16 protein-coding genes and 1 riboswitch are annotated in these 21,084 nt (G+C 45.0%); of the genes, 9 read left to right on the forward strand and 7 right to left on the reverse strand.

From position 1 onward, the window contains the following. Nucleotides 1-534 precede the first annotated feature (534 nt). The 7 genes from NIT79A3_RS19370 to NIT79A3_RS06080 all read left to right on the forward strand — a co-directional run bounded on the left by NIT79A3_RS19370 (nucleotide 535) and on the right by NIT79A3_RS06080 (nucleotide 11,238). Nucleotides 535-4,647 (forward strand): FG-GAP-like repeat-containing protein, encoded by a 4,113-nt coding sequence (locus NIT79A3_RS19370; protein WP_013965344.1) that lies wholly within the window; start codon nucleotides 535-537, stop codon nucleotides 4,645-4,647. A 428-nt stretch (nucleotides 4,648-5,075) separates the two neighbouring features. After that, nucleotides 5,076-5,178, forward strand: a riboswitch (glycine riboswitch). Between the two features lie 43 nt (nucleotides 5,179-5,221). Beyond that, complete coding sequence (gene gcvT / locus NIT79A3_RS06055; RefSeq protein ID WP_013965345.1) at nucleotides 5,222-6,313, forward strand: glycine cleavage system aminomethyltransferase GcvT; 1,092 nt, start codon at nucleotides 5,222-5,224, stop codon at nucleotides 6,311-6,313. 42 nt (nucleotides 6,314-6,355) lie between these two features. Next, nucleotides 6,356-6,745, forward strand: a complete 390-nt coding sequence (gene gcvH, locus NIT79A3_RS06060) for a glycine cleavage system protein GcvH (RefSeq protein ID WP_013965346.1) — start codon at nucleotides 6,356-6,358, stop codon at nucleotides 6,743-6,745. A gap of 75 nt (nucleotides 6,746-6,820) precedes the next feature. Further along, the gene (gene gcvPA, locus NIT79A3_RS06065; protein WP_013965347.1) at nucleotides 6,821-8,173 is read left to right on the forward strand and encodes an aminomethyl-transferring glycine dehydrogenase subunit GcvPA; all 1,353 of its coding nucleotides are present in this window, start codon (nucleotides 6,821-6,823) and stop codon (nucleotides 8,171-8,173) included. 37 nt (nucleotides 8,174-8,210) lie between these two features. Continuing rightward, the gene (tpx, locus tag NIT79A3_RS06070) at nucleotides 8,211-8,705 is read left to right on the forward strand and encodes a thiol peroxidase (RefSeq protein ID WP_013965348.1); all 495 of its coding nucleotides are present in this window, start codon (nucleotides 8,211-8,213) and stop codon (nucleotides 8,703-8,705) included. Between the two features lie 22 nt (nucleotides 8,706-8,727). Next, complete coding sequence (gene gcvPB / locus NIT79A3_RS06075; RefSeq protein WP_013965349.1) at nucleotides 8,728-10,179, forward strand: aminomethyl-transferring glycine dehydrogenase subunit GcvPB; 1,452 nt, start codon at nucleotides 8,728-8,730, stop codon at nucleotides 10,177-10,179. Nucleotides 10,180-10,302: 123 nt separating this feature from the next. Continuing rightward, complete coding sequence (locus NIT79A3_RS06080) at nucleotides 10,303-11,238, forward strand: carbohydrate kinase family protein (protein ID WP_013965350.1); 936 nt, start codon at nucleotides 10,303-10,305, stop codon at nucleotides 11,236-11,238. A gap of 106 nt (nucleotides 11,239-11,344) precedes the next feature. Here NIT79A3_RS06080 and NIT79A3_RS17745 read toward each other — a convergent pair whose 3' ends face one another. Further along, the gene (locus tag NIT79A3_RS17745) at nucleotides 11,345-11,878 is read right to left on the reverse strand and encodes an MltR family transcriptional regulator (RefSeq protein WP_013965351.1); all 534 of its coding nucleotides are present in this window, start codon (nucleotides 11,876-11,878) and stop codon (nucleotides 11,345-11,347) included. Nucleotides 11,879-11,979: 101 nt separating this feature from the next. Continuing rightward, nucleotides 11,980-12,828 carry an endonuclease/exonuclease/phosphatase family protein gene (locus NIT79A3_RS06090; protein ID WP_013965352.1) on the reverse strand — a complete coding sequence of 283 codons (849 nt, stop codon included), beginning with the start codon at nucleotides 12,826-12,828 and terminating at the stop codon, nucleotides 11,980-11,982. Between the two features lie 272 nt (nucleotides 12,829-13,100). Here NIT79A3_RS06090 and NIT79A3_RS06095 point away from each other — a divergent pair, with 272 nt between their 5' ends. Both NIT79A3_RS06095 and NIT79A3_RS06100 read left to right on the forward strand, forming a co-directional pair. Next, the gene (locus NIT79A3_RS06095; protein ID WP_013965353.1) at nucleotides 13,101-13,526 is read left to right on the forward strand and encodes a hypothetical protein; all 426 of its coding nucleotides are present in this window, start codon (nucleotides 13,101-13,103) and stop codon (nucleotides 13,524-13,526) included. A 16-nt stretch (nucleotides 13,527-13,542) separates the two neighbouring features. Next, on the forward strand, nucleotides 13,543-14,091 hold the full coding sequence (locus tag NIT79A3_RS06100) for a YMGG-like glycine zipper-containing protein (protein ID WP_013965354.1): 549 nt from the start codon (nucleotides 13,543-13,545) through the stop codon (nucleotides 14,089-14,091). 74 nt (nucleotides 14,092-14,165) lie between these two features. Here the strand turns inward: NIT79A3_RS06100 and NIT79A3_RS06105 are convergent, their stop codons facing one another. The 5 genes from NIT79A3_RS06105 to NIT79A3_RS17755 all read right to left on the reverse strand — a co-directional run bounded on the left by NIT79A3_RS06105 (nucleotide 14,166) and on the right by NIT79A3_RS17755 (nucleotide 21,062). After that, nucleotides 14,166-14,720 carry a hypothetical protein gene (locus NIT79A3_RS06105; protein ID WP_013965355.1) on the reverse strand — a complete coding sequence of 185 codons (555 nt, stop codon included), beginning with the start codon at nucleotides 14,718-14,720 and terminating at the stop codon, nucleotides 14,166-14,168. Between the two features lie 116 nt (nucleotides 14,721-14,836). Then, entirely contained in the window at nucleotides 14,837-15,646 is an 810-nt protein-coding gene (locus NIT79A3_RS06110; RefSeq protein ID WP_013965356.1) for a methane monooxygenase/ammonia monooxygenase subunit C, read from the reverse strand. Between the two features lie 271 nt (nucleotides 15,647-15,917). After that, the gene (locus NIT79A3_RS17750) at nucleotides 15,918-16,592 is read right to left on the reverse strand and encodes a response regulator transcription factor (RefSeq protein ID WP_013965357.1); all 675 of its coding nucleotides are present in this window, start codon (nucleotides 16,590-16,592) and stop codon (nucleotides 15,918-15,920) included. A 9-nt stretch (nucleotides 16,593-16,601) separates the two neighbouring features. Next, the gene (locus tag NIT79A3_RS06120; RefSeq protein WP_013965358.1) at nucleotides 16,602-18,509 is read right to left on the reverse strand and encodes a PAS domain-containing protein; all 1,908 of its coding nucleotides are present in this window, start codon (nucleotides 18,507-18,509) and stop codon (nucleotides 16,602-16,604) included. 156 nt (nucleotides 18,510-18,665) lie between these two features. Continuing rightward, on the reverse strand, nucleotides 18,666-21,062 hold the full coding sequence (locus tag NIT79A3_RS17755; protein WP_013965359.1) for a PAS domain S-box protein: 2,397 nt from the start codon (nucleotides 21,060-21,062) through the stop codon (nucleotides 18,666-18,668). Between the last annotated feature and the right edge of the window lie 22 nt (nucleotides 21,063-21,084).

Genomic DNA, 21,084 nt, shown 5'->3' on the forward strand with positions numbered 1-21,084 from the left:
ATCTGTCGAATTTGATCATAAAACGATTCAAGGTTGCTTTTCAGTTTTTGATCGGCATAGTCCATTTTCGAGCTTCCTGAATCACCAGATAGATAGATAACTTTGGGACGGCATTGGTACAACGCAGATGTGCGAGGATGGGCTTTACACAATGAAAGAAAAAACACCTGCTACTTACACTCCTGGCTCGCTGTAACAACTGTCAATGATTTCCTCAAACTGTCTGTCTCACTCAAATAAAATTAATTGACTGCCTTAATTGATTGCAACGCCAAAAAATTTCAGCCAGCTGATTCAATGTAATGTGTTTTTTTAGCTAAAATGCAATCTATGCTTATCTTTGATACGTGCCTAACGCTTCGCTTACTCGCGCTCATAAAAAATAAGCTTTCCCTTATTTTTCTTTAGTAAATAAAGCCTATAATGCATCGTTAATTTTGTTATCAATGTATTTTACTAGGAAAACACATATTCTATGTGTGCTTAATATATAAATCAATAAGTAACATTCGGTAAATTTGGGAGAATAGGATCATGAGCAATATTCTTTTCAATGCAATTCCACCTTCAGAGTCGGGGATTGATTATACGGGAGCAACTTGGGGTGGGGCCTGGGGCGATGTTAACAGCGATAGCTATCCAGATCTTTGGGTAGGTAATCATTATGGTGGCTCCGGTAGCTTTGGTGCTCATAGCATCCTATATTTGAACCAAGGTAACGGGACCTTTAGGGATGCCACAGCCGAAATCTTTGTAAAACAGCCGATTTACGACTTGCATGGAACGGCATGGGCTGATTTCGATAACGATGGCGACCAGGACTTAGTGCAATTAGTGGGCGGAGGGGCGGGGGTAGGAATCGGCCCTGAATATTCCAAGCAGTTCTATGTCAATGAAGGAGGAATATTAGAAGATCGAGCCATCTCCCTAGGTGTTGATTATCCCCTTGCCCGCGGGCGAAATCCACTTTGGTTCGACTTTAACAAGGATGGGTTACTGGATCTGGTTGTAGGCGTAGTTCCCAGAACGGACGGATTAGTTGCGCCAGCCAAGATTTTTCAGCAAAGGACTGACGGTACTTTCGAGGATGTCTCTGCAATCATGGGGTTCAATTTAACCAATGCATCATCCTTTTTCCTTTCTGATTTATCAGGGGATGGTAATTTGGATCTGATTGCTAACGAGGCTAATTGGAGTTCCAAAAAATTCACAGTCTATGATACGACTCAAATTCCTTTTAGAGATATAACTTCAGAGACGATATTCAATGCTAAAAAGGCTTATGACGTGGCGGTGGCTGACTTCAACGGAGACTTAAGACCGGATCTGTACCTGACTATAGGTGCTGGTGATGATAGCGATCTGAATCAAAATGGAGCAGATAAGGCTACAGTGAGCTTGTCCGTGAATAAGAATGAAAAAGGTCTCCAGTTCGATACTTCTGGGGAAGTAACTTTTGACCTTCAAGCTCTCGACTCTGACAAATCTCAAATACCGCTAAACCAAATATATATAGGAAAAAATGGCACCCATCCGATCAGCTGGAATTTTACCTTATCACCAAATGATACCAATATAGGAGGTATTTTACCCCATACTCAAGGGGTTGATCGGGGCATTTACATTGGCTTCGATGCTGATCTGCAGCGCTGGCAACTATTGCTGTCAAGTTCAGAAGTAAATAATCTAATTGGCAACATTGAAACTACAGAACCTATTTCCGAGTTAAGTGCCATTGGCTTTCAAGCGGATCCTCCCCCCCCTGATGATCAATTGCTGATAAATACTGGGCAAGGATTCATTGATCAAAGCGACCTGGCGGGGATCAACAGCATACCGATTCGAGGCAGAAGCGTCACTGCTGGCGATTTTGACAACGACATGGATCAGGATATCTACATTGTTACGAATCGTTCGGTGCTGAACACCCCAGATATACTCTTAGAAAATCAGGGTGATGGAATTTTTGTCGCTATTTCGGGCGCTGGAGGGGCAGAGGGAACTGAAATCGGACAAGGCGATTTCGTGATGGCGGCTGATTATGATTTAAATGGTTTTCTCGACTTATTGGTAGCCAATGGTCATCAAGAAAAAACATCGCCATTAATTACAAATGCTCCTTACCAGCTGTTTCACAACCAAGGCAATAGCAATCATTGGCTCGAAATTGATTTGCAAGGTGTGGCCTCTAATCGAGACGGAATCGGTGCACAAGTCTTTCTTACTGCTGGTGGCGTGACGCAGCTTCGCGAACAATCTGGTGGCATCCATAATGCAGTACAAAATTATCAGCGCCTCCATTTTGGACTTGCGGACAATACCAGTGCGCAGGAATTAATCATCAATTGGCCTAGCGGTAGAGTGCAAGTCGTTGAAAATATCCCCGCAGATCAACTTGTTCGAATAACAGAACCTGTGAATGATGGTCCAACGGTTATAGCCCCCCAAGTCGATCAGGCTGTGAAATACGACACTACTGATTGGAGCTACGATGCAAGCATATCCTTTAGTGACACAGATACTTCTAACTCCCTAAGTTATAGCGCCACACTTGCCAATGGGAATCCACTACCTATCTGGATGCTGTTTAATACTACCACAGGATTTATCAGCGGAACTCCCGGTCTGGCTGATCTTGGAACTTATGCGCTGATTGTCACTGTCACTGACTCACATGGACTCAGTGCGAGTGCTCCTTTAACCATTGCGGTCACTTTATTCGATGCAGGTAAGTTGCTAGTCAATACGGACGGAAACGACACTCTGGTCGGCACATTATCCAACGATACAGTAACTTATTATTACTCTACCGCTCCTGTAACGGTTTCCTTAGCTATCGCCATTCAGCAAGATACCGGCGGTGCCGGATTAGACATTCTGACTAATATTGATAATCTGATTGGTAGTGATTACAGCGATCGTTTGGTAGGCGACGCGAAAAATAACATCTTGGATGGAGGAATTGGCAATGATACGCTCAATGGTAATATTGGTGCAGATACTCTAATCGGTGGATTGGGTGATGACTATTATCTTATTGATAACGTGGCTGATACCATTATTGAAAATATCAATGAAGGTATTGATACAATCAACAGCAACATGACCTACGCGCTATTAGCTAATGTGGAGAATCTTACGTTGCGAGATGCCTCGGCTATCAACGGCACGGGTAATGATCTGGCTAACAACATCACTGGAAATTCAGCCGCCAATCAGTTAAATGGCGGCGCTGGTAACGACAAGCTCAATGGTAATCTTGGTGCAGATATTCTAATCGGTGGATTGGGCGATGACTTTTACAATGTTGATAACGAAGCTGATACCGTTATTGAAAATATCAATGAGGGCACGGATGCAATCAACAGCAGCGTGACCTACACGCTATCAGCTAATGTCGAGAATCTTACATTGACAGGTGGGTCGGTTATCAATGGCACGGGCAATAGTCTGGCTAACACTATCACTGGAAATGCAGCAATAAATGTACTCAATGGCGGCGCTGGCACAGATAGCCTAATCGGTGGATTGGGCGATGATATTTATACTGTCGACAATGCCGGTGATGTCATCACGGAATATTTGAGTGAGGGCATTGATAAAGTCAATAGCAGTGTAACTTACACGCTACCCACCAATGTTGAGAATTTTACGCTGACCGGCGCATTGGCTATCAATGGAATCGGCAATGATCTGGCTAACAGTATTACCGGAAATGCAGCTTTCAATCAATTAAATGGCGGTGCTGGCAACGACACGCTCAATGGTGCAGCTGGTGCAGATAGCCTAATCGGTGGATTGGGCGATGACTTTTACAATGTTGATAACGAGGCTGATACTGTTATTGAAAATATCAATGAGGGCACTGATAAAGTCAGCAGCAGCGTGACCTACACGTTATCAGCCAATGTGGAAAATCTTACACTGACAGGAGGGTCGGCTACCAATGGCACGGGCAATGATCTGGCTAACATCATCGTCGGAAATGCGGCTTCCAATCAATTAAATGGCGGTGCTGGTAACGACACGCTTAATGGTGTAGCTGGTGCAGATAGCCTAATCGGTGGATTGGGTGATGACTTTTACAATGTTGATAACGGGGCAGATATCATTATTGAAAATATCAATGAGGGCACTGATAAAGTCAGCAGCAGCGTGACCTACACGCTATCAGCTAATGTTGAGAATCTCATATTGCGAGATACATCGGCTATCAACGGCACGGGTAATGATCTGGCTAACAGCCTCACCGGAAATACAGCCTCCAATCAGTTAGATGGGGGAGCAGGTAACGATATCCTTGATGGAGGAACAGGAGCCAATATGTTAACTGGTGGTATAGGTAAAGATATCTTCAAACTGACTTCCGCAGGGCACATCGATACAATCACTGATTTCATTGTAGTTGATGATACCATCCAGTTAGAAAATGCTGTATTTACGTCATTAACAACTACCGGTATCTTAGCTTTTGACCAGTTTGTAAGCGGTGTACAAGCGCTGGATAAAAATGACTTCATTATATACAACAATGTAACGGGTTCATTGCTATATGATGCTGATGGCAGTGGTGTTGGTTCTGCAGTAAAAATTGCTGCGATTGGCGTTGGATTAGCTATGACTAATGCGGATATTGTAGTGATCTAGTGAATCGCCCGGCTTTGCCGGAGGTAATTTAAGGAAACTCTGAATAACTGTCATTTCGAGCGTAGCGAGAAATCTATGGTATTGATTGCCAAAGATTCCTCACTTTGTTCGGAATGACATAGGAGGGTTAGTCAGAGCTTCCTTAAGCGATTGCTCCAGAAATTCATGGCTATACTAATTGTGTACGAGGTAATTCCATCTTCCTCCTCCATTTCATATTTTTATTTTATGAAACTTTGGACTCCATGAAAATCAGCATACCTCAGTATTTGACTTGTATAAACCGCCGCTACTAAGGTATAGTTCGCACTCTGCCATTAAAGTCCAAGCAGGAGAGCGCGCTTTCTTTTCAGCGCCGCCGAAGGCGTAACCCCCCCGGAATCGCTCAGGCATGGTCAAGTTAAACTTGTTCCTTAAGAACCGCTTGTGACAGGCAATCTGGAGAGTGCCGAGAAATTATTTTTGGCCACCGAAGGGGCACGCGGATAGCAATCTGTAAATCTCTCAGGTAAAAAGGACAGAGGGGCGCGAAGTCATTTGAAATGGCTTTTTTTTATTTTCGGGAGAATAATCCGTGCTGAAAATGACACCTCTTAATCAAACCCACCGCGACATGAATGCCAAAATGGTGGATTTTGGTGGCTGGGATATGCCGCTGCATTACGGCTCACAGTTAGACGAACACCATAAAGTACGCCAGGATGCGGGCATGTTTGATGTCTCTCATATGCTCCCGGTTGATATCAAAGGTGACAATGTGCGCGCTTTTTTACGTAAATTGGTCGCTAACAATGTTGATAAACTGACCCTCCCAGGCAAGGCCTTGTATTCCTGTATGTTGACCCCCCAGGGCGGCATCATTGATGATCTAATTATTTATTTTCTGTCTGAAACCTGGTTCCGCATCGTGGTGAACGCCGGTACGGCCGACAAAGACGTTGCCTGGATGCTCAAACAGCGCGATGAATTGGCGCCCAGTTTAGAAATTACGCCGCGGCGTGATCTGGCTATGGTCGCGGTGCAAGGTCCTAATGCGCGTGCCAGAGTTTGGCAGGTCATTCCAGGTTCTCAAGCAGCCACAGAAGAGCTCAAGCTGTTTCAATCCACCGTAGTGAATCAGTATTTTATTGCACGCACGGGGTATACCGGTGAAGATGGTTTTGAAATTATCCTGCCAGCCGCAGACGCACCGACGTTTTGGAAAGCATTGCATGCTGTTGGTGTTGCACCGGCCGGATTAGGCGCTCGCGACACATTACGCCTGGAAGCCGGGATGAATCTGTACGGTCAGGATATGGATGAAACCAAGAATCCATTGGAGTCGGGTTTGGCCTGGACGGTAGATCTTAAAAGCGAGCGGGATTTTATTGGCAAACAAGCATTAGTGGATACCGCTGTGACGCAACAACTGGTTGGATTGGTATTGATCGATCGCGGTGTGCTGCGCAGCCACCAGCAAGTAGTCTGTCAACACGATGGCGCTGAATATCAGGGCGAAATTACCAGTGGTGGATTTTCACCGACAATGAACCAATCGATCGCTTTGGCACGTCTACCGGTACAGATAGCTGTTGGTGATGAAGTTAACGTGGTGGTACGTGATAAGAAGCTGCGCGCCAAAGTGGTAAAATACCCGTTCGTGCGTAATGGAAATGTATTGGTTTAATTCGAAACTGTAGAAAATTATTATTTTAATCTGGAGTAAAAAATGAGTGTTCCAACAAACTTAAAATATAGCAAATCCCATGAATGGGTGAAACCTGAGGCCGATGGCACGGTAACTGTTGGGATTACCCATCATGCGCAAGAATTGCTTGGCGATATGGTGTTTGTCGAGTTACCAGAAGTTGGACGTAAACTTAAACAAAAAGAAGAATGCGCAGTCGCTGAATCCGTCAAGGCCGCCGCCGATGTGTATTCACCTATTTCCGGCGAAGTCATTGCGGTTAATTCTCCATTGGTAGATGAGCCGGGAAAAATTAATGAAGATGCGTTTTCCGCCTGGTTGTTTAAAATGAAGCCGAGCAATGGGTCCGAATTGGATGGATTGCTAGATGCCGCAGCCTATACCGTGCTGGTTGAAAACGAAGACCACTAAAATCACATCTGCATTGAGATTTGAATTCGCTTGTCTATTTTATACCTTATTACTTTAAGTTTTTTTAAATAAATCATGCCGTTTATTCCACACACCGAAGAAGATATCGCCGAAATGCTGGCCAGCATTGGTGCAAAAACAATTGAAGAACTGTTTGATGAAATTCCTAAAGAATTAGTCAGCGGTGAATTGACAGGCGTTCCACCCGGACTCAGCGAAATGGAAATAACCCGGCTGATGATGGAACGTGCTACAACAGACGGGTTCTACCAGAACTTTATCGGGGCGGGTGCTTACGAGCATCACATTCCCGCTGCCGTCTGGCAAATTACTACACGCGGAGAATTTTACTCTTCCTACACACCGTATCAAGCCGAAGCCAGTCAAGGTACCTTACAATTATTGTATGAATACCAGACGATGATGGCTTCACTGACGGGCATGGATGTGTCCAACGCCAGCATGTATGATGGGGCAACTGCGCTGGCGGAAGCTGCCTTGATGGCTGTTCGCTCACATAAATCGTCACGGCGTATTCTGATTCCGAAAACAGTACACCCCGTTTATCGTCAAGTCGTTCGCGCGATTGTCAGCAATCAAAAAATTGAAGTGGTCGAACTGCCATTTAATACACAATCAGGGCAAGTAGAGCCGGGATCATTGTCTGAATTTGCCAACGAAGAATTTGCCGCACTGGTGATTCCGCAACCTAATTTCTTTGGCGTGCTGGAACAAGTGGATGCCCTGACCGACTGGGCGCACAGTAAAAATGCCTTTGCCATTGGTGTTGTGAATCCAACTGCATTGGCATTACTGACCCCGCCCGGTGAGTGGGGTAGCAAAGGTGCTGATATTGCCGTGGGAGAAGGTCAACCGCTGGGTATTCCGCTTTCCAGTGGCGGTCCATATTTTGGTTTTATGGCGTGCAAAAACGATTTAGTACGCCAGATGCCGGGACGTATTATCGGCCGTACCACGGATCTGGATAACAAACCTGGCTTTGTACTGACATTGCAAGCGCGTGAACAACATATCCGCCGTTCCAAAGCCACATCCAATATTTGTACCAATCAAGGATTGATGGTTACCGCTGCCACCATTTTTATGTCGTTACTGGGGCCGGAAGGTTTGCGTCGCGTCGCGGCACAATCGCATGCTAACACGCTGGAACTGGTCGAACGATTGGAGAAAATCAATGGCGTGAAAAGAGCATTTAGCGGACCGGTATTCCACGAAGCTGCGCTAACTTTATCTGCGCCAGTTGCAGAAGTATTATCCAAATTAAAACAAAAAGGCATACTAGGAGGGCTTGATTTGCAGGGGCATTATCCGGAATTAGGCAATGCATTGCTGGTTTGTGCGACAGAAACTAAGACAACGAATGATTTGCAAAATTATGCTGAAGCCTTAAAGCACGCGATTGGTTAGAAACATTCTTTTTTAAATTCGTCATAAAGGAAAAACTATGGTTACTCTTAAAGGAAAGCCCATCAAAATTGAAGGTACTTTTCCCAAAGTCGGACAGAAAGCGCCGGCGCTTTCTCTCGTGAACAGGGATTTGGCTGATGTTACTTTGGCTAATTTTGCCGGCAAAAAGAAAGTGCTGAATATTGTTCCTAGCTTGGATACGCCAGTATGCGCGATCTCGACACGAAAATTTAATCAGCAAGCTAGCAATATGGACAATACAGTTGTGTTGATCATCGCTGCTGACTTACCTTTTGCTATGAGCCGCTTCTGCGATGCCGAAGGACTGGATAAGGTGATTACACTTTCAACTATGCGTGGTGCAAATTTCATGAAGGATTACGGCGTTTTCATAGCAGATAGTCCATTTGCTGGAATTACAGCACGTGCGGTCATTGTTCTGGACGAATCGGATACCATCATCCATGCTGAACTGGTTCCTGAAATTGCTGATGAACCGAATTACGAAGCAGCCTTAGCTGCCTTAAAATAAATTAACGTTTTACCCATAAAAAATGCTGATATTTGAACACTCGCGCCCAGGGCGCCGTAATTATTCTCAGTCACCGGCGACTGTCGCAAGCACGGCTAAGATTCCACAAAACTTGCTGCGCAAATCGCCAGTACTTCTACCCGAAGTCTCTGAGATGGATACAGTGCGCCATTACACACGTTTGTCACAAAAGAATTTCTCGATTGATACCGAGTTTTACCCGCTGGGTTCGTGCACGATGAAATACAATCCACGCGCATGTAACTCATTGGCCATGCTGCCACAATTTCTTTCCAGGCACCCGCTTGCACCGGAAGACACCGGACAGGGTTTTCTTGCCTGTATGTATGAATTACAGGAAACGTTAAAAGCGGTCACCGGCATGGCAGGTGTGAGCCTGACGCCAATGGCCGGTGCGCAAGGTGAATTGATCGGTGTCATGATGATTCGTGCTTACCATGAAGCACGCGGTGATTTTGCACGTACTGAAATTATTGTGCCGGATGCGGCGCATGGTACTAACCCGGCTACCGCTGTGATGTGTGGTTTCAAGGTCGTAGAAATTGCTACCGACAAAGAAGGTAATGTCGATCTGGCTGCATTAAAAGCCGCTGTCGGACCCCAAACTGCCGGATTGATGCTAACCAACCCATCCACACTGGGCGTATTTGAAAAGAATGTGGCAGAAATGAGCCGCGTTGTGCATCAAGCGGGTGGATTGCTGTATTACGACGGTGCCAATCTCAATGCCGTACTGGGTAAAGTTAAACCGGGTGATATGGGTTTTGACGTGATTCATATTAACTTGCACAAGACTTTTTCCACACCGCATGGTGGTGGCGGACCAGGTTCTGCGCCAGTGGGTGTTGCCGAGCGTTTGCTGCCGTTTATGCCGATTCCTATCGTTGCCAAGGAAGGGGATACTTATCGTTGGGTTACTGAAAAAGAAAAACCCCAATCGATTGGCCGGTTATCGGCTCACATGGGTAATGCCGGTGTATTGCTGCGCGCTTATATCTATATTCGTTTGCTGGGAATGCACGGCATGCATCGCATTTCTGAATTTGCCACACTGAATGCCAATTATTTGATGGCCGAATTGAGTAAAGCAGGTTTTGAAATAGCCTATCCGACACGGCGTGCCAGCCATGAATTTATTGTCACTCTAAAAGATATTAAAGATAAAACCGGTGTCACCGCGATGAATCTGGCCAAACGCTTGCTCGACAAAGGCTATCATGCACCAACAACGTATTTTCCGATGCTGGTGCCCGAATGCTTATTGATTGAACCGGCTGAAACAGAATCCAAGGAAACACTGGATGCGTTCGTGAAATCCATGAAAGAAATTCTGAAGGAAATCGAACTGCAACCTGATCTGGTAAAAGGCGCGCCACACACCATGCCGGTGCGTAAACTGGATGATGTCAAAGCAGCGCGTGAACTGGATCTGGCCTGGAAGCCAAGCGCCTGATCAAGAAGAATCATCTCGCACATTCAGTATGACGGCAGGGGAAATCAAAGTTTCCTCGAATCTTAGGGTACCAGATAAACCTGTCGTTACTTTTCAATCTTTCTAACTACCGCTATAAAAACTATGCGCACACTGATTTGTGGTTCTATCGCTTATGATAATATTATGGTCTTTCCCGATCATTTTAAGAATCACATTCTGCCGGAAAAAATTCATGTGTTAAATGTCGCATTCCTGGTTCCAGAGATGCGCCGTGAATTTGGCGGGTGTGCCGGTAATATCGCCTACAACTTAAAAATGTTGGGCGGTGAACCGGTCATGATGGCGACCGTTGGCGATGATTATGCGCCTTATGCTGCGCGGTTTGAACAATTACGCCTGACCCAACAACATGTGCAGCATATTCCTGAAACCTTTACCGCACAGGCATTCATTACCACCGATCTGGCGGACAATCAGATTACTGCGTTTCACCCAGGCGCAATGAATTTCTCGCATCTCAATTCCGTGAAAGATACCAGCAACATTCAGCTAGGGATTATTGCGCCGGATGGGCGTGATGGCATGATGCAACATGCCCGTGAATTCCACGAAGCTGGCATTCCGTTTGTTTTTGATCCGGGTCAAGGCCTGCCAATGTATAACGGGGAAGAACTGCTGGATTTTATCGACAAAGCCGATTATATCGCTGTTAATGACTATGAGGGCCAGATGCTGCAAGGCCGCACAGGACGCAGTCTTGAATCGCTGGCGAACCAAGCCAAGGCGTTGATCATCACACTGGGCGCACAAGGCTCCATCATCTACGCCGATGGCAAAGAAATTGAGATTCCCTGTGTCAAACCCAAAGATATTGTTGACCCAACCGGCTGCGGCGATGCGTATCGTGCCGGTCTGTTGTACGGCATTGTCAATAATTTGGATTGGCAAACAACCGGGCAACTCGGCTCATTGATGGGTTCCTTAAAAATCGCCCAGAAAGGCGGGCAGAATCACCGGTTTTCTCGTGATGAGATTGATCAATACTATTTTGAGAGTTTTGGTGCTCATATTTTCTAAAGTAGGATTTGCATTTTAGGTAGCGATTAACTTGAGTTAACACGAGCTACTAGAGTGATAGTCTATCTATATGACTGAATTACTTGTATATTATATATTTGTATTATTAGCTACCAAGGTCAATATAGCCAAATTCTGGGGGTTTTTCTTGTACTATTTCGATATCTTCAATTGCCCGCGTTAAAGCATAAAGTCGCCAACCTACTAGGAATATAAAGTCAATTCTTGTACCTTTCCCCCCTATATTATGTCGAGCTTCTGAATTCCGATTGATGTAATCTGATTTTTTATCCAACTCAATAACTTTTGATTTTATTGAGGGATCATCGAATGACAGGGCAAATGGTTCATGCGCAAATTCATTTCGTATTTTCCTCAGCAACTGTAAGTCTCTATACATTAATGAAGAAATCAAGCCTAATTGATAGGCTGCATTAATACGAGAAGAAAAACTACCAATAGGACTACCTGGTTTAGAGAATATACAGTTTTCTTTATCTTTGTGGGGTAGCAGCTTTCGTGCTAATAACTCTTTTAATACGTCATCTACTAAAGCAGCAGCTACTATTGCTACAGATCTATCAGTATCTTTTTCGAGCTCTATATGGAGTCGATCAAAATATTTATCGATATTCATCATGACATGCCTATTTGTAAAAATAACGATTGAGCTGAGTATATTACCTAGCGATAGTTAGTGTAATGAATTTAGACACAACCTGATTGTTCACATTTTTTACTTTATCCAAACTCAACCCATACCGGTTGATGATCCGAAGCTTCAGTTGCTGCATCAATACCATGTGCTTTGAGATGGTTTACTAATCCATCGGTAATAAAAACGAAATCAAAACATTCTGGGCGGTCGACGAAATCTACCGAGTGAATGCCGACTGTCGGTGCATGGTGTGTGCCGGGATGTAATACCGACCAGGTATCGTGAAAGCTGGGTATGTCATTGCTGAAAGGGGCAAGAATTCGCAATTTCTCAGGCGCTGTGGCTGGGAAATTCAGGTCTCCGCACAGCAAAGCCTGTGCAGGCCTGGGAAAAACTTCAAACGTTCCGCCTTGTTCTTCAGCTAGTAATTTGCGTTTTGACATGGTGCAAGCCTCACGGTGCAGACGGCGGATGGCATCGATTTGGATTTTACGCTGATGCTGTGAGTAGTATTCAAGATGCGTAGTCATGACACGTAGCGGACCAAAATCTGCTGTCACAACGGCTTCTACCATTACTCGTTGCATGCTGGGTGTGGCTAATTCCGTTTGCCACGGCAAAAGATGCCGCCAGATTTGACCGACGGGTAGCTGGGAGAAAATAGCATTGCCAAAAAGGCTGCGGCCGCCGTGACCATCCGGCACATCCGTCGCGGGACCATAAATCGCAGTGTAACCGGGTAATCCAGCCGATAACTCAGCAATCTGATCTTCACCTTGGCTGCCTGGTAAGCCGGAAAAATTGACAGCAACTTCCTGTAAACAGATAACATCAAAATCTCCCAGTTGGTGAATAGTCTGTAAAATGCGTTGCAGATCAACGCGTCCGTCCAATCCACGTCCCCATTGAATATTCCAGGTCAGCAGTTTCACTATTTTCCTCCTTTGTGTCATGTCCGCCGGGCAATGTGAATCACCTTGACCGGAATGTACGGATGACGTTATTTATTTGATGTATTTTAATCTGTTTTGCATAAATTGCGTCTTTCTGACTATTCAGCTTTCATTCAGCCATAAAACAATACAATCAATTCGAATAAAAGGCCTAAATCATGGTAATTGAGGATATTGCGGAGCAGGCTTAATAATCAACCGCAACACCCTAAGAGAGCGTGAGTTAAGGATTAATCGGCGAGGTGGCGGACATGAAGAATCTAAATTGGATATATCTAATATTTATAGTTATCGTGCTTGCACTAACAGCAAATGATGCCGTTTGGGCGCGTGGAGGGCACGGGCATGGCCACAGGCATAATCATTTCAATATAGGTATCAGTGTAGGCGGATATTCTCCCGGTTTTTATGGCTCTGGCTTCTATGGCTCGGGTTTCTATGGATATCGTTCTTATGGCTACTCTGATCCATTTTTCAGTAGACCATATTATAGCTACCCGCCTACAGTAGTCGTGCCGGTAACCCCACCTGTCTATATCCAGCAAGAACAAGCCAGGCCGGTCCGGCAACAGACTAATTACTGGCATTATTGCCAAAACCCTGAAGGTTACTATCCGTATGTCAAAAATTGCCCGGGCGGATGGCTACAAGTTGCTCCCCAACCACCTGCACAATAATGCAAAGAGGTAAAACATGTTAACGTCAAGAATTTTATTTGTCTTACTGATTGCCTGCCTATTAACTGCATGTGTCAATATACCAACCGGTCCAAGTGTGATGACATTACCTGGCTCTGGCAAAAGTTTTGATCAGTTTCGTTCCGATGAATACGAATGCAGACAGTATGCGGATGAACAAGTGGGCGGCACTACTCCACGGCAAGCATCTCGAACCAGTGGTATAGAAAGTGCAGCTATTGGAGCCGGGCTTGGTGCTGCTGCTGGTGCTGCTTTAGGGGGCGGCCATGGCGCAGCTATCGGTGCTGGCACAGGCTTATTGTTGGGTGGACTGATTGGATCAAGCACTGCTACGACTTCAGGGTACGCCAGTCAGCAGCGATACGACATCAGTTATACTCAGTGTATGTATGCCAAAGGGCATCGTGTTCCCGTTGATGGCAGAATTATGAATAATCCACCGGGTACTAGTGGCGGCAAAGACAGGAGAACTTCAACGCTGCCAGCAAATTTTGTACCTCCGCCACCACCACCCGGCAATCCGCCGCCTCCACCTCCACGATAATATTTCTCAGTGGCTTGGTATCAAAAAAATAGCAAGCCACTGATGTAGTATTCTCAACTTAAGGCAAACAATTGTTAGTGCTGCATTCTTCGCCGTTTCAGTAATTTATCCGTAAGCAAAGCGAGTAACAAGAAAGTAATAATATAGGGTACGGCAGTTAAAAAAGTATCCTTGTAATTGGTCATTTGAATTCGTAGTGGATACTCATAGTGCAGTGGTGGTACGCCTTCTCCTGTAACGAATAGCGTATATTGCCCTTCATCCAGATTAAATTCACCTTTAATGACGCCATCGGAATGATTGGTTGAATACAAAGAGGTTACCGTATCACTTAATGCTTGGCCGCTGCCTCTTACAATTTTGATAATAATAGGCATGTCACGTAGCGCCTGATCTACAAGATCTAAAACCCACAAAGTTTCACCCTCTTTAGGGATTTCGGTGCAGTATTCCGCTTCCGGATCGTGTTGCGGCTGATAAGTGCTCAAATGCACCATACTGCCGGATATATTACGTACACAAGCATCAGCTTCCAAAGATACCTTGCCGTGAGCGGCGGCAAAGCCAGAATAAAGTGCTACGGAAAGCATAGCTGCTAAAGCCCATATTTTTATTATTTGTCTAATCATATAAACCCCCTACACTTATTGATTGGTATTCTACGGAGTATTTTTATACGCTTTTAGTTCCGCGGCCTGTATAAACAGGCCACGGAAAATTGTTACAAATACACCAGAGAGAGAGATTAAGGAACTATCCGGTTGTTCAGAATCTCTTTGCTTGAGTTATTCCAGATAACGTCGGTCAGGTTGGAGTAACGGGTGATAATTTGTGCTGCGATACCACCTGAAAACAAGCCTGCCCAGCCCAGAATCACAAAGCCCCAGTGCAATGGCGCACTGAACAGTTCTTCCATGAACCAGAATGCATGACCCCATTCGTTCAATCCTACGTTAGGCAGAATCATCAATGGGCCTGCAATTGCCATAACCAGCGGGAATGATGTGCCGCGGCTATACAGTGGCAAACGGGTCATCGCGTACAGGTATGAGGCTATGCCACATACGATGTACATCGGGAATGAGCCGTAAAACACCACTACGTGACTTGGCGTGAAGCTAGTGTCACGAATAATCACTTGGTGCCACGATGCATCTTGTTCGGTGAAGAAGCTTCCGCCCCAGTAAACACCAAACAAATACACACCCAGCCACATCATCCAGTAGAAATAACGTTTGATCTCTAACTTTGGATCCAGGTTGTCCAGTTGTTCTTTCGTGTCACGGGTCTTCAGGATCCAGCCCCAGGTGATCAAAGCAAATAAAGGCATCAGGGTCATGTGTACGCGCCACAGTCCCATCCACACTTTGTCAAATTCCGGTTCCATCGAGTCCATGCCGTGTGAATATGCAAATGTCCTTTGATACCAGATCCAAAATATCGCCACCAATAACATGGTGAGCATTCCTATCTTGTAGTACTTTGAGTCGTACCACAGCGACATGTCATAGTTAGCGCTCGAACTTGCGCCCGTTGTGCCATAAGTTGTTGCCATCATAACCTCCGTTTGTTTAGTTAATGAATACAGCGTAAAGATTTAGTAAAGTATATTGATTCCTAAAATAATAAGATTGTCTTCATAAACCCTTTTTTACGCAGTTAAGAATAGCGTATTGCTATTCTTTTACAATGAGTGGATCCACTCATTTTTAAGTGCGATGCACAGAATCTTCGATACGAGAAATGGCTGTGGGCAATCAATGTAAAAGGCGCGAGGGGATTCTAAATTTGTTGCAAATGACGAAAAACCGCTGTTTGAAGAAGGATTAATTTGATGCGGTTGGTGTGTGGCTATCTGGAGAGTGATCGTTTGAATGGTGCGCTCTTAAGCGCAATGCAAAACTGATTAGGCTATTAGGCCCGCTAAGATTGAGTTTTCGGGAAATATTGACGCGGTGATTTTCTATTGTTTTTTTGCTCACAAACAACTTCTGAGCAATTTGCGGGGTAGTGTATCCTTCAGATATCGCATTGAGTACTTTGCGTTCTGCTTTAGTGAGGCTCGTCAGTTTCTCAAGTGTCGCCTCAATCAATTCATCGTTCTCCAGCTGATGCTTGCTTTTTTTGGATAATTTCTCAAGCCGTGCCCTGATGCTATTAATCAATTCTTCCTTCGTGAATGGCTTGGTGAGAAAATCATCTGCTCCCATGTTCATTCCAATGCGGGTATCTGAACGGGTCGATTTTGCGGTAAGAAAAATAAATGCTGTAGCCGGTAATTGCGGTATCTGCTTTACTCGGGTGAACACTTCGAAGCCATCTATTCCAGGAAGCATGATGTCGCAAATGATAATGTCCGGAATAAACTCCAGCGCCATTCTGATTCCTTCCTCACCGGTGGGTGTGCTGATTACGCGAAAACCATAATGCGCAATAATCTCGGCTATGTTTTCACGTAGTGCTTTTTCATCCTCTATTACAAGAATCAGCGTATTGTTCATTGTTCCTGTTTATAAACACAATTGAATCGTTACCGTACAACCGTTTCCGGCAGTACTGGCAAAACTGATATCACCACCGTGTATCACGATTAATTTTTTGGCGATCATGAGCCCAAGTCCGCTTCCGGGAAAAACCTTGGCATTGGATGCCCGGAAAAAAGACTGGAACAGAAATGGCTGATCTTTTTCCGGAATGCCGATTCCATAATCCTTTATCGTTATTAAGTAAGCATTATCATGGAATGTGACAGTAAGTTCAGGTGCTTGCTTGCCTTCAGAATATTTAAAAGCATTCGACACAACATTGCGTAAAACATTCCGCAGCAGAATTTCATCCATACTGATAATGCGATCTGGCGCTTCAAAATGGTAGTTCAGCATTCTCTGCTGTCCAATGGGTTCAATGTTAGACTGAACAAATGTATCCATAAATTGCTGGAATGGGCGATTTTTCTTGAATAATTCTATTTTGCCTTCGTCAATCCGGCCGATGTCCAGAATGTTTTCCATCAGTTCCGTCATGCGGGTTGTTTCCTCTGCCATAATCGTTTTGTGTTTCTGAAAGAAATCGATAAAGGAAGTGCTGAGGTTGGTTGATTCCATTTTCAGATCCAGTAGATCAATGCTCGAACGAATGGTTGCAAGTGGTGTGCGGAATTGGTGCGAAGCCAGATTGACGAATTGAGTTTTGAAGCGGTTGAGTTCGCGTTCTTTTTCCATGGCTTTTTGAAGTCGCTGTTCCGCCATTTTTATTAGCGTAATATCGTTTTCAACAGCCACATAGTTGATCAATTTGCCGGCGTCATCATAAACCGCAGCGATATTAAGATAAAGCCAGATCTTGTCGCCGCTTTTTGTATAGTTCAGAATTTCACCGGAGAATGTACCTGTATCCCTTAGCGAGCGGGTGATTTCACAGATTGTTTCGATAGAGGTTTCCGGCCCTTGGAGAAAAATTCCAGGATCAATTCCAATCACCTCTTCAGACTTATACCCCAAGATTTTTTCAAAACTATTATTGATCCATATCACGCGCTTTTCGGGATCGGTAATCATCACGATGCCATTGGTTTTCTCAGCAACAATGGCCATTCGCTGTATCTCCAATTCGTTCTTTTTTCTTGCAGTGATGTCCATGCCGTATCCGATTAGCAGCTCTGCGTCACCGTTTTCATCTAAAAGCGGATACATGTTGCGCATATAGGTTCGTTCTGTGCCATCGGAATCAGTAAGTATCTCTTCAAAAGTCACTGATTTTTTATTAACCGTACATTCTGTCATGACTTCATTGCGCCTAGATTCAGCAGCAGGAATCCAGTTTTCAAGATCGCTATCCCCGCTAGGATTAATTCCAATCACGATTCCGCGGCGCTCTTTGCTCTTAATGGCTGCATCATTAGCATAAATATACCGGCCTTCCTTGTTCAGCACGACCAGCTCGATAGGTAATCTATCGAGTATGTAATTGTAGAGAAGATGCTCTTTCTGCTTATTTTCTGCCACCTGTTTTTTTTCTGTGATATTTTGCAAAATGCCATACAAACCGATTAGGCTTCCTTGCTCATCAAGCATCGGGTAGATGGTTGTGGTGTGCCATTTGAATTTGCCATCATCCATCACAATCATAAATTCTTCGGTCCGCTCGGTTCTCTCAGAGGTGACCTGTGCAATCAATGCGAGCATTCTTTCTTTCTCAGATCCCTGATAAAAATGCGTGCTTTCAAGCAGGGTTGAGCAATCATGGTTTTTATCTAACTCATAAAAATCATACAAATACTCCGACCAGATCGTAATGTTAGTCTTGAAAGTATGAGACCAATCGCCAATTCCGGCTGTTTTACTGAGACGGTAAAGGCGTTTTTGCTGGGATTCCAGCGAATCGAAAGCCGTCGGGTTAAAATTGGATCCAGAAATCATGAGAAGTTATATTATGAAGTTGAAGGCGGTTGATAATCGTCATGCCCAAAGGGTTAAAAGGCAAGTTATTTCTGATATTCTTTCGCTACCCTTTTTCCGGGATCGCACATAAACGCAATATTACACTGTGGTAATGATAGCGGAAGATGAGTCTTTTTATGTGTATAGATCTCCTGTACGCAGATTAGAGCGTTTGTATTCGGCAAGCAAATTCCTTAATTGGTCAAAGTTGGGCGGCTTTAACAGATAATAATCAAAATCAGTTACTTCCTCGAGCAAAGTCTTATTTAGCATATAGCCGCTCAAGGCAATAATCAACACCCGCCGGGTAGTAGGCAGATCACGTAGCTTTCTGACGACCTGATAACCATCTATGTCGGGTAGTCCGATATCCAACAGAATGACGTCAGGTTTAAATGTCTGTGCAGTAGATACGCCCTGTGTTCCGTTGCGTGCAATCGCTATTTGATGTCCCGACATCTCAAACCATAAAGCGGTACTTTCCACAACATCCTCATTATCATCAATCAGCAAAATTCGCAGACTTTGATCAGTCTCTTTAGTTGGGCTCTGCGGAATTAGTGGCTTTGCCAGAATCGTTTTGTCTACGAGTCCAGGTAACTGAATCAAGAATTGTGAACCCTGGTTGACACCTTGGCTGTGAGCTGTGATTTGGCCGCCATGTAGTTCGATCAGCTTCTTCGCCAAAGTAAGACCAAGTCCCAAGCCACCTTCGGAGCGGTCGAGTTCTATTCTTCCTTGGATGAATAAATCGAAGATATGAGGCAGCAATTGCGGTTCAATGCCCATGCCATTGTCCCGGACGTGAACAAAGATTGAAGAACACTCGACACCTACTCTCAGGTCAATACAGCCACCCGCATCGGTATATTTAACAGCATTGTTTAGCAGATTGGCGAACACCTGGGTAAGACGGATAGGATCGCCTAGCAGATAGATGGGCTGTGAAGGCAATTCGAGACTGAGCGTCTGATGTTTTGTTTGGATTAATGGCAGAATTGATTCTGTCAAATCTTTGAGCAGCTTAACCAGCTCGACGCGTTCCCGTTGGATCTTCACTAGGCCTCTGGTAATGCGCGACACATCCAATAAGTCATCAACAAGTTTGGTAATATGGGTCACATTACGATTAAGCGTCTCAGTGGCCCAGTTCAATGTCGATTCCTGGAGAGGGAATGAAGACAAGATCTGCGCCACATTACTGATGGGCGAGAGCGGGTTGCGCAGTTCGTGACCGAGCATGGCCAGGAATTCATCTTTGCGCCGGTCTGATTCGCGCAGTAGCGCTTCAGTCTTTTTCTGTTGGGTGATGTCGAGATTGATACCAGCCCAGTATTTGATATTTCCGTTTTTGTCCCGCACCGGTACACCGCGGGTTAGAATTGGATGCCATTGCCCATCTGCCCCGCGGAAACGATGCTCCATATCACACACACTACCCGTTCGGATACACTCTTGCCAAGCCAAAAGGGTGCTTTCAGCATCGTCGGGGTGCAACACGTTATTCCATCCGAAATTCGAGCATTGATCTTGGGTGAGTCCGACGAGATTGAGAAAACTCGAACTTGCATAAATATTGCTACCTTCTGAATCGCAAACCCAAACACCATAATCAATGGATTCTCCGATAGCACGGTACAACGATTCACTCTCGCGGAGTGCCGTAGCGGCACGTTCTCGTTCGGCTTCGGCTGCTATCTGTATTAGTGTCTCGGCTTGCTTGATATTGTCGATATCAGTACAAGTACCAAACCAGTTTTGAATATTCCCCGCATTGTTTAAAACAGGCACGCCGCGAATCAACCACCAGCGATAAATCCCGTCAGCGCGACGCAACCGGCATTCAAGTGAATAGGAGTCATTGTTTATTACTGCATTCTGCCAGGCATCCCAGGCGCGTTGTTGGTCGTCGGGGTGAAAAGGTTTATTCCATCCGTGACCATAGCTTTCTTCCAGTGTGAGCCCTGTATATTCCACCCATTGTTGGTTGAAATAACAGTTCCAGCCATCTGCCCGAGTGACCCAGACAATTTGCGGTATGCCCTCGGCTAATAGACGAAACCCCTTTTCACTGGCAAAAAGCTCCATCTCGGTCTGCTTGTACTCAGTGTTGTTGGTGATGATCACGCTTATCCGCTGGTTGCCAGAAAATCCTATGCTGCAGCAGGAAAATAGCACCGGTATGGATTTACCCACTCCACTTATCAAGGAGAGTTCCTGATTATCGCAACCCTGGGTGTGATTTTCCAGAAGGGATGTGATCAATGGATAATCCGGGGGGGTCACATAAGCTCCTAACGAAGATCCGATGAGTTGATCTAGCGCTACTTGCAGCAGTGTAGCCAAGCGGTTATTACAATAGAGGATGACGCCATCCATTGTTAGGATGGCGGCGCCTTCGTTCATGGTCTCGACCAGAATCCGGTATACACGTTCGTAACCTTGCAGTATCTGTTCAGATTCTTCGAGCCGAAGGCGGAGTGCGTCTATCTCGGCTAATAGCGCTTCACGCGATCTGTTATCGATTAACATGCCTATGTTTAGTTCTGAGGAT

This window comes from Nitrosomonas sp. Is79A3 (genome assembly GCF_000219585.1).
Classification (GTDB): domain Bacteria; phylum Pseudomonadota; class Gammaproteobacteria; order Burkholderiales; family Nitrosomonadaceae; genus Nitrosomonas.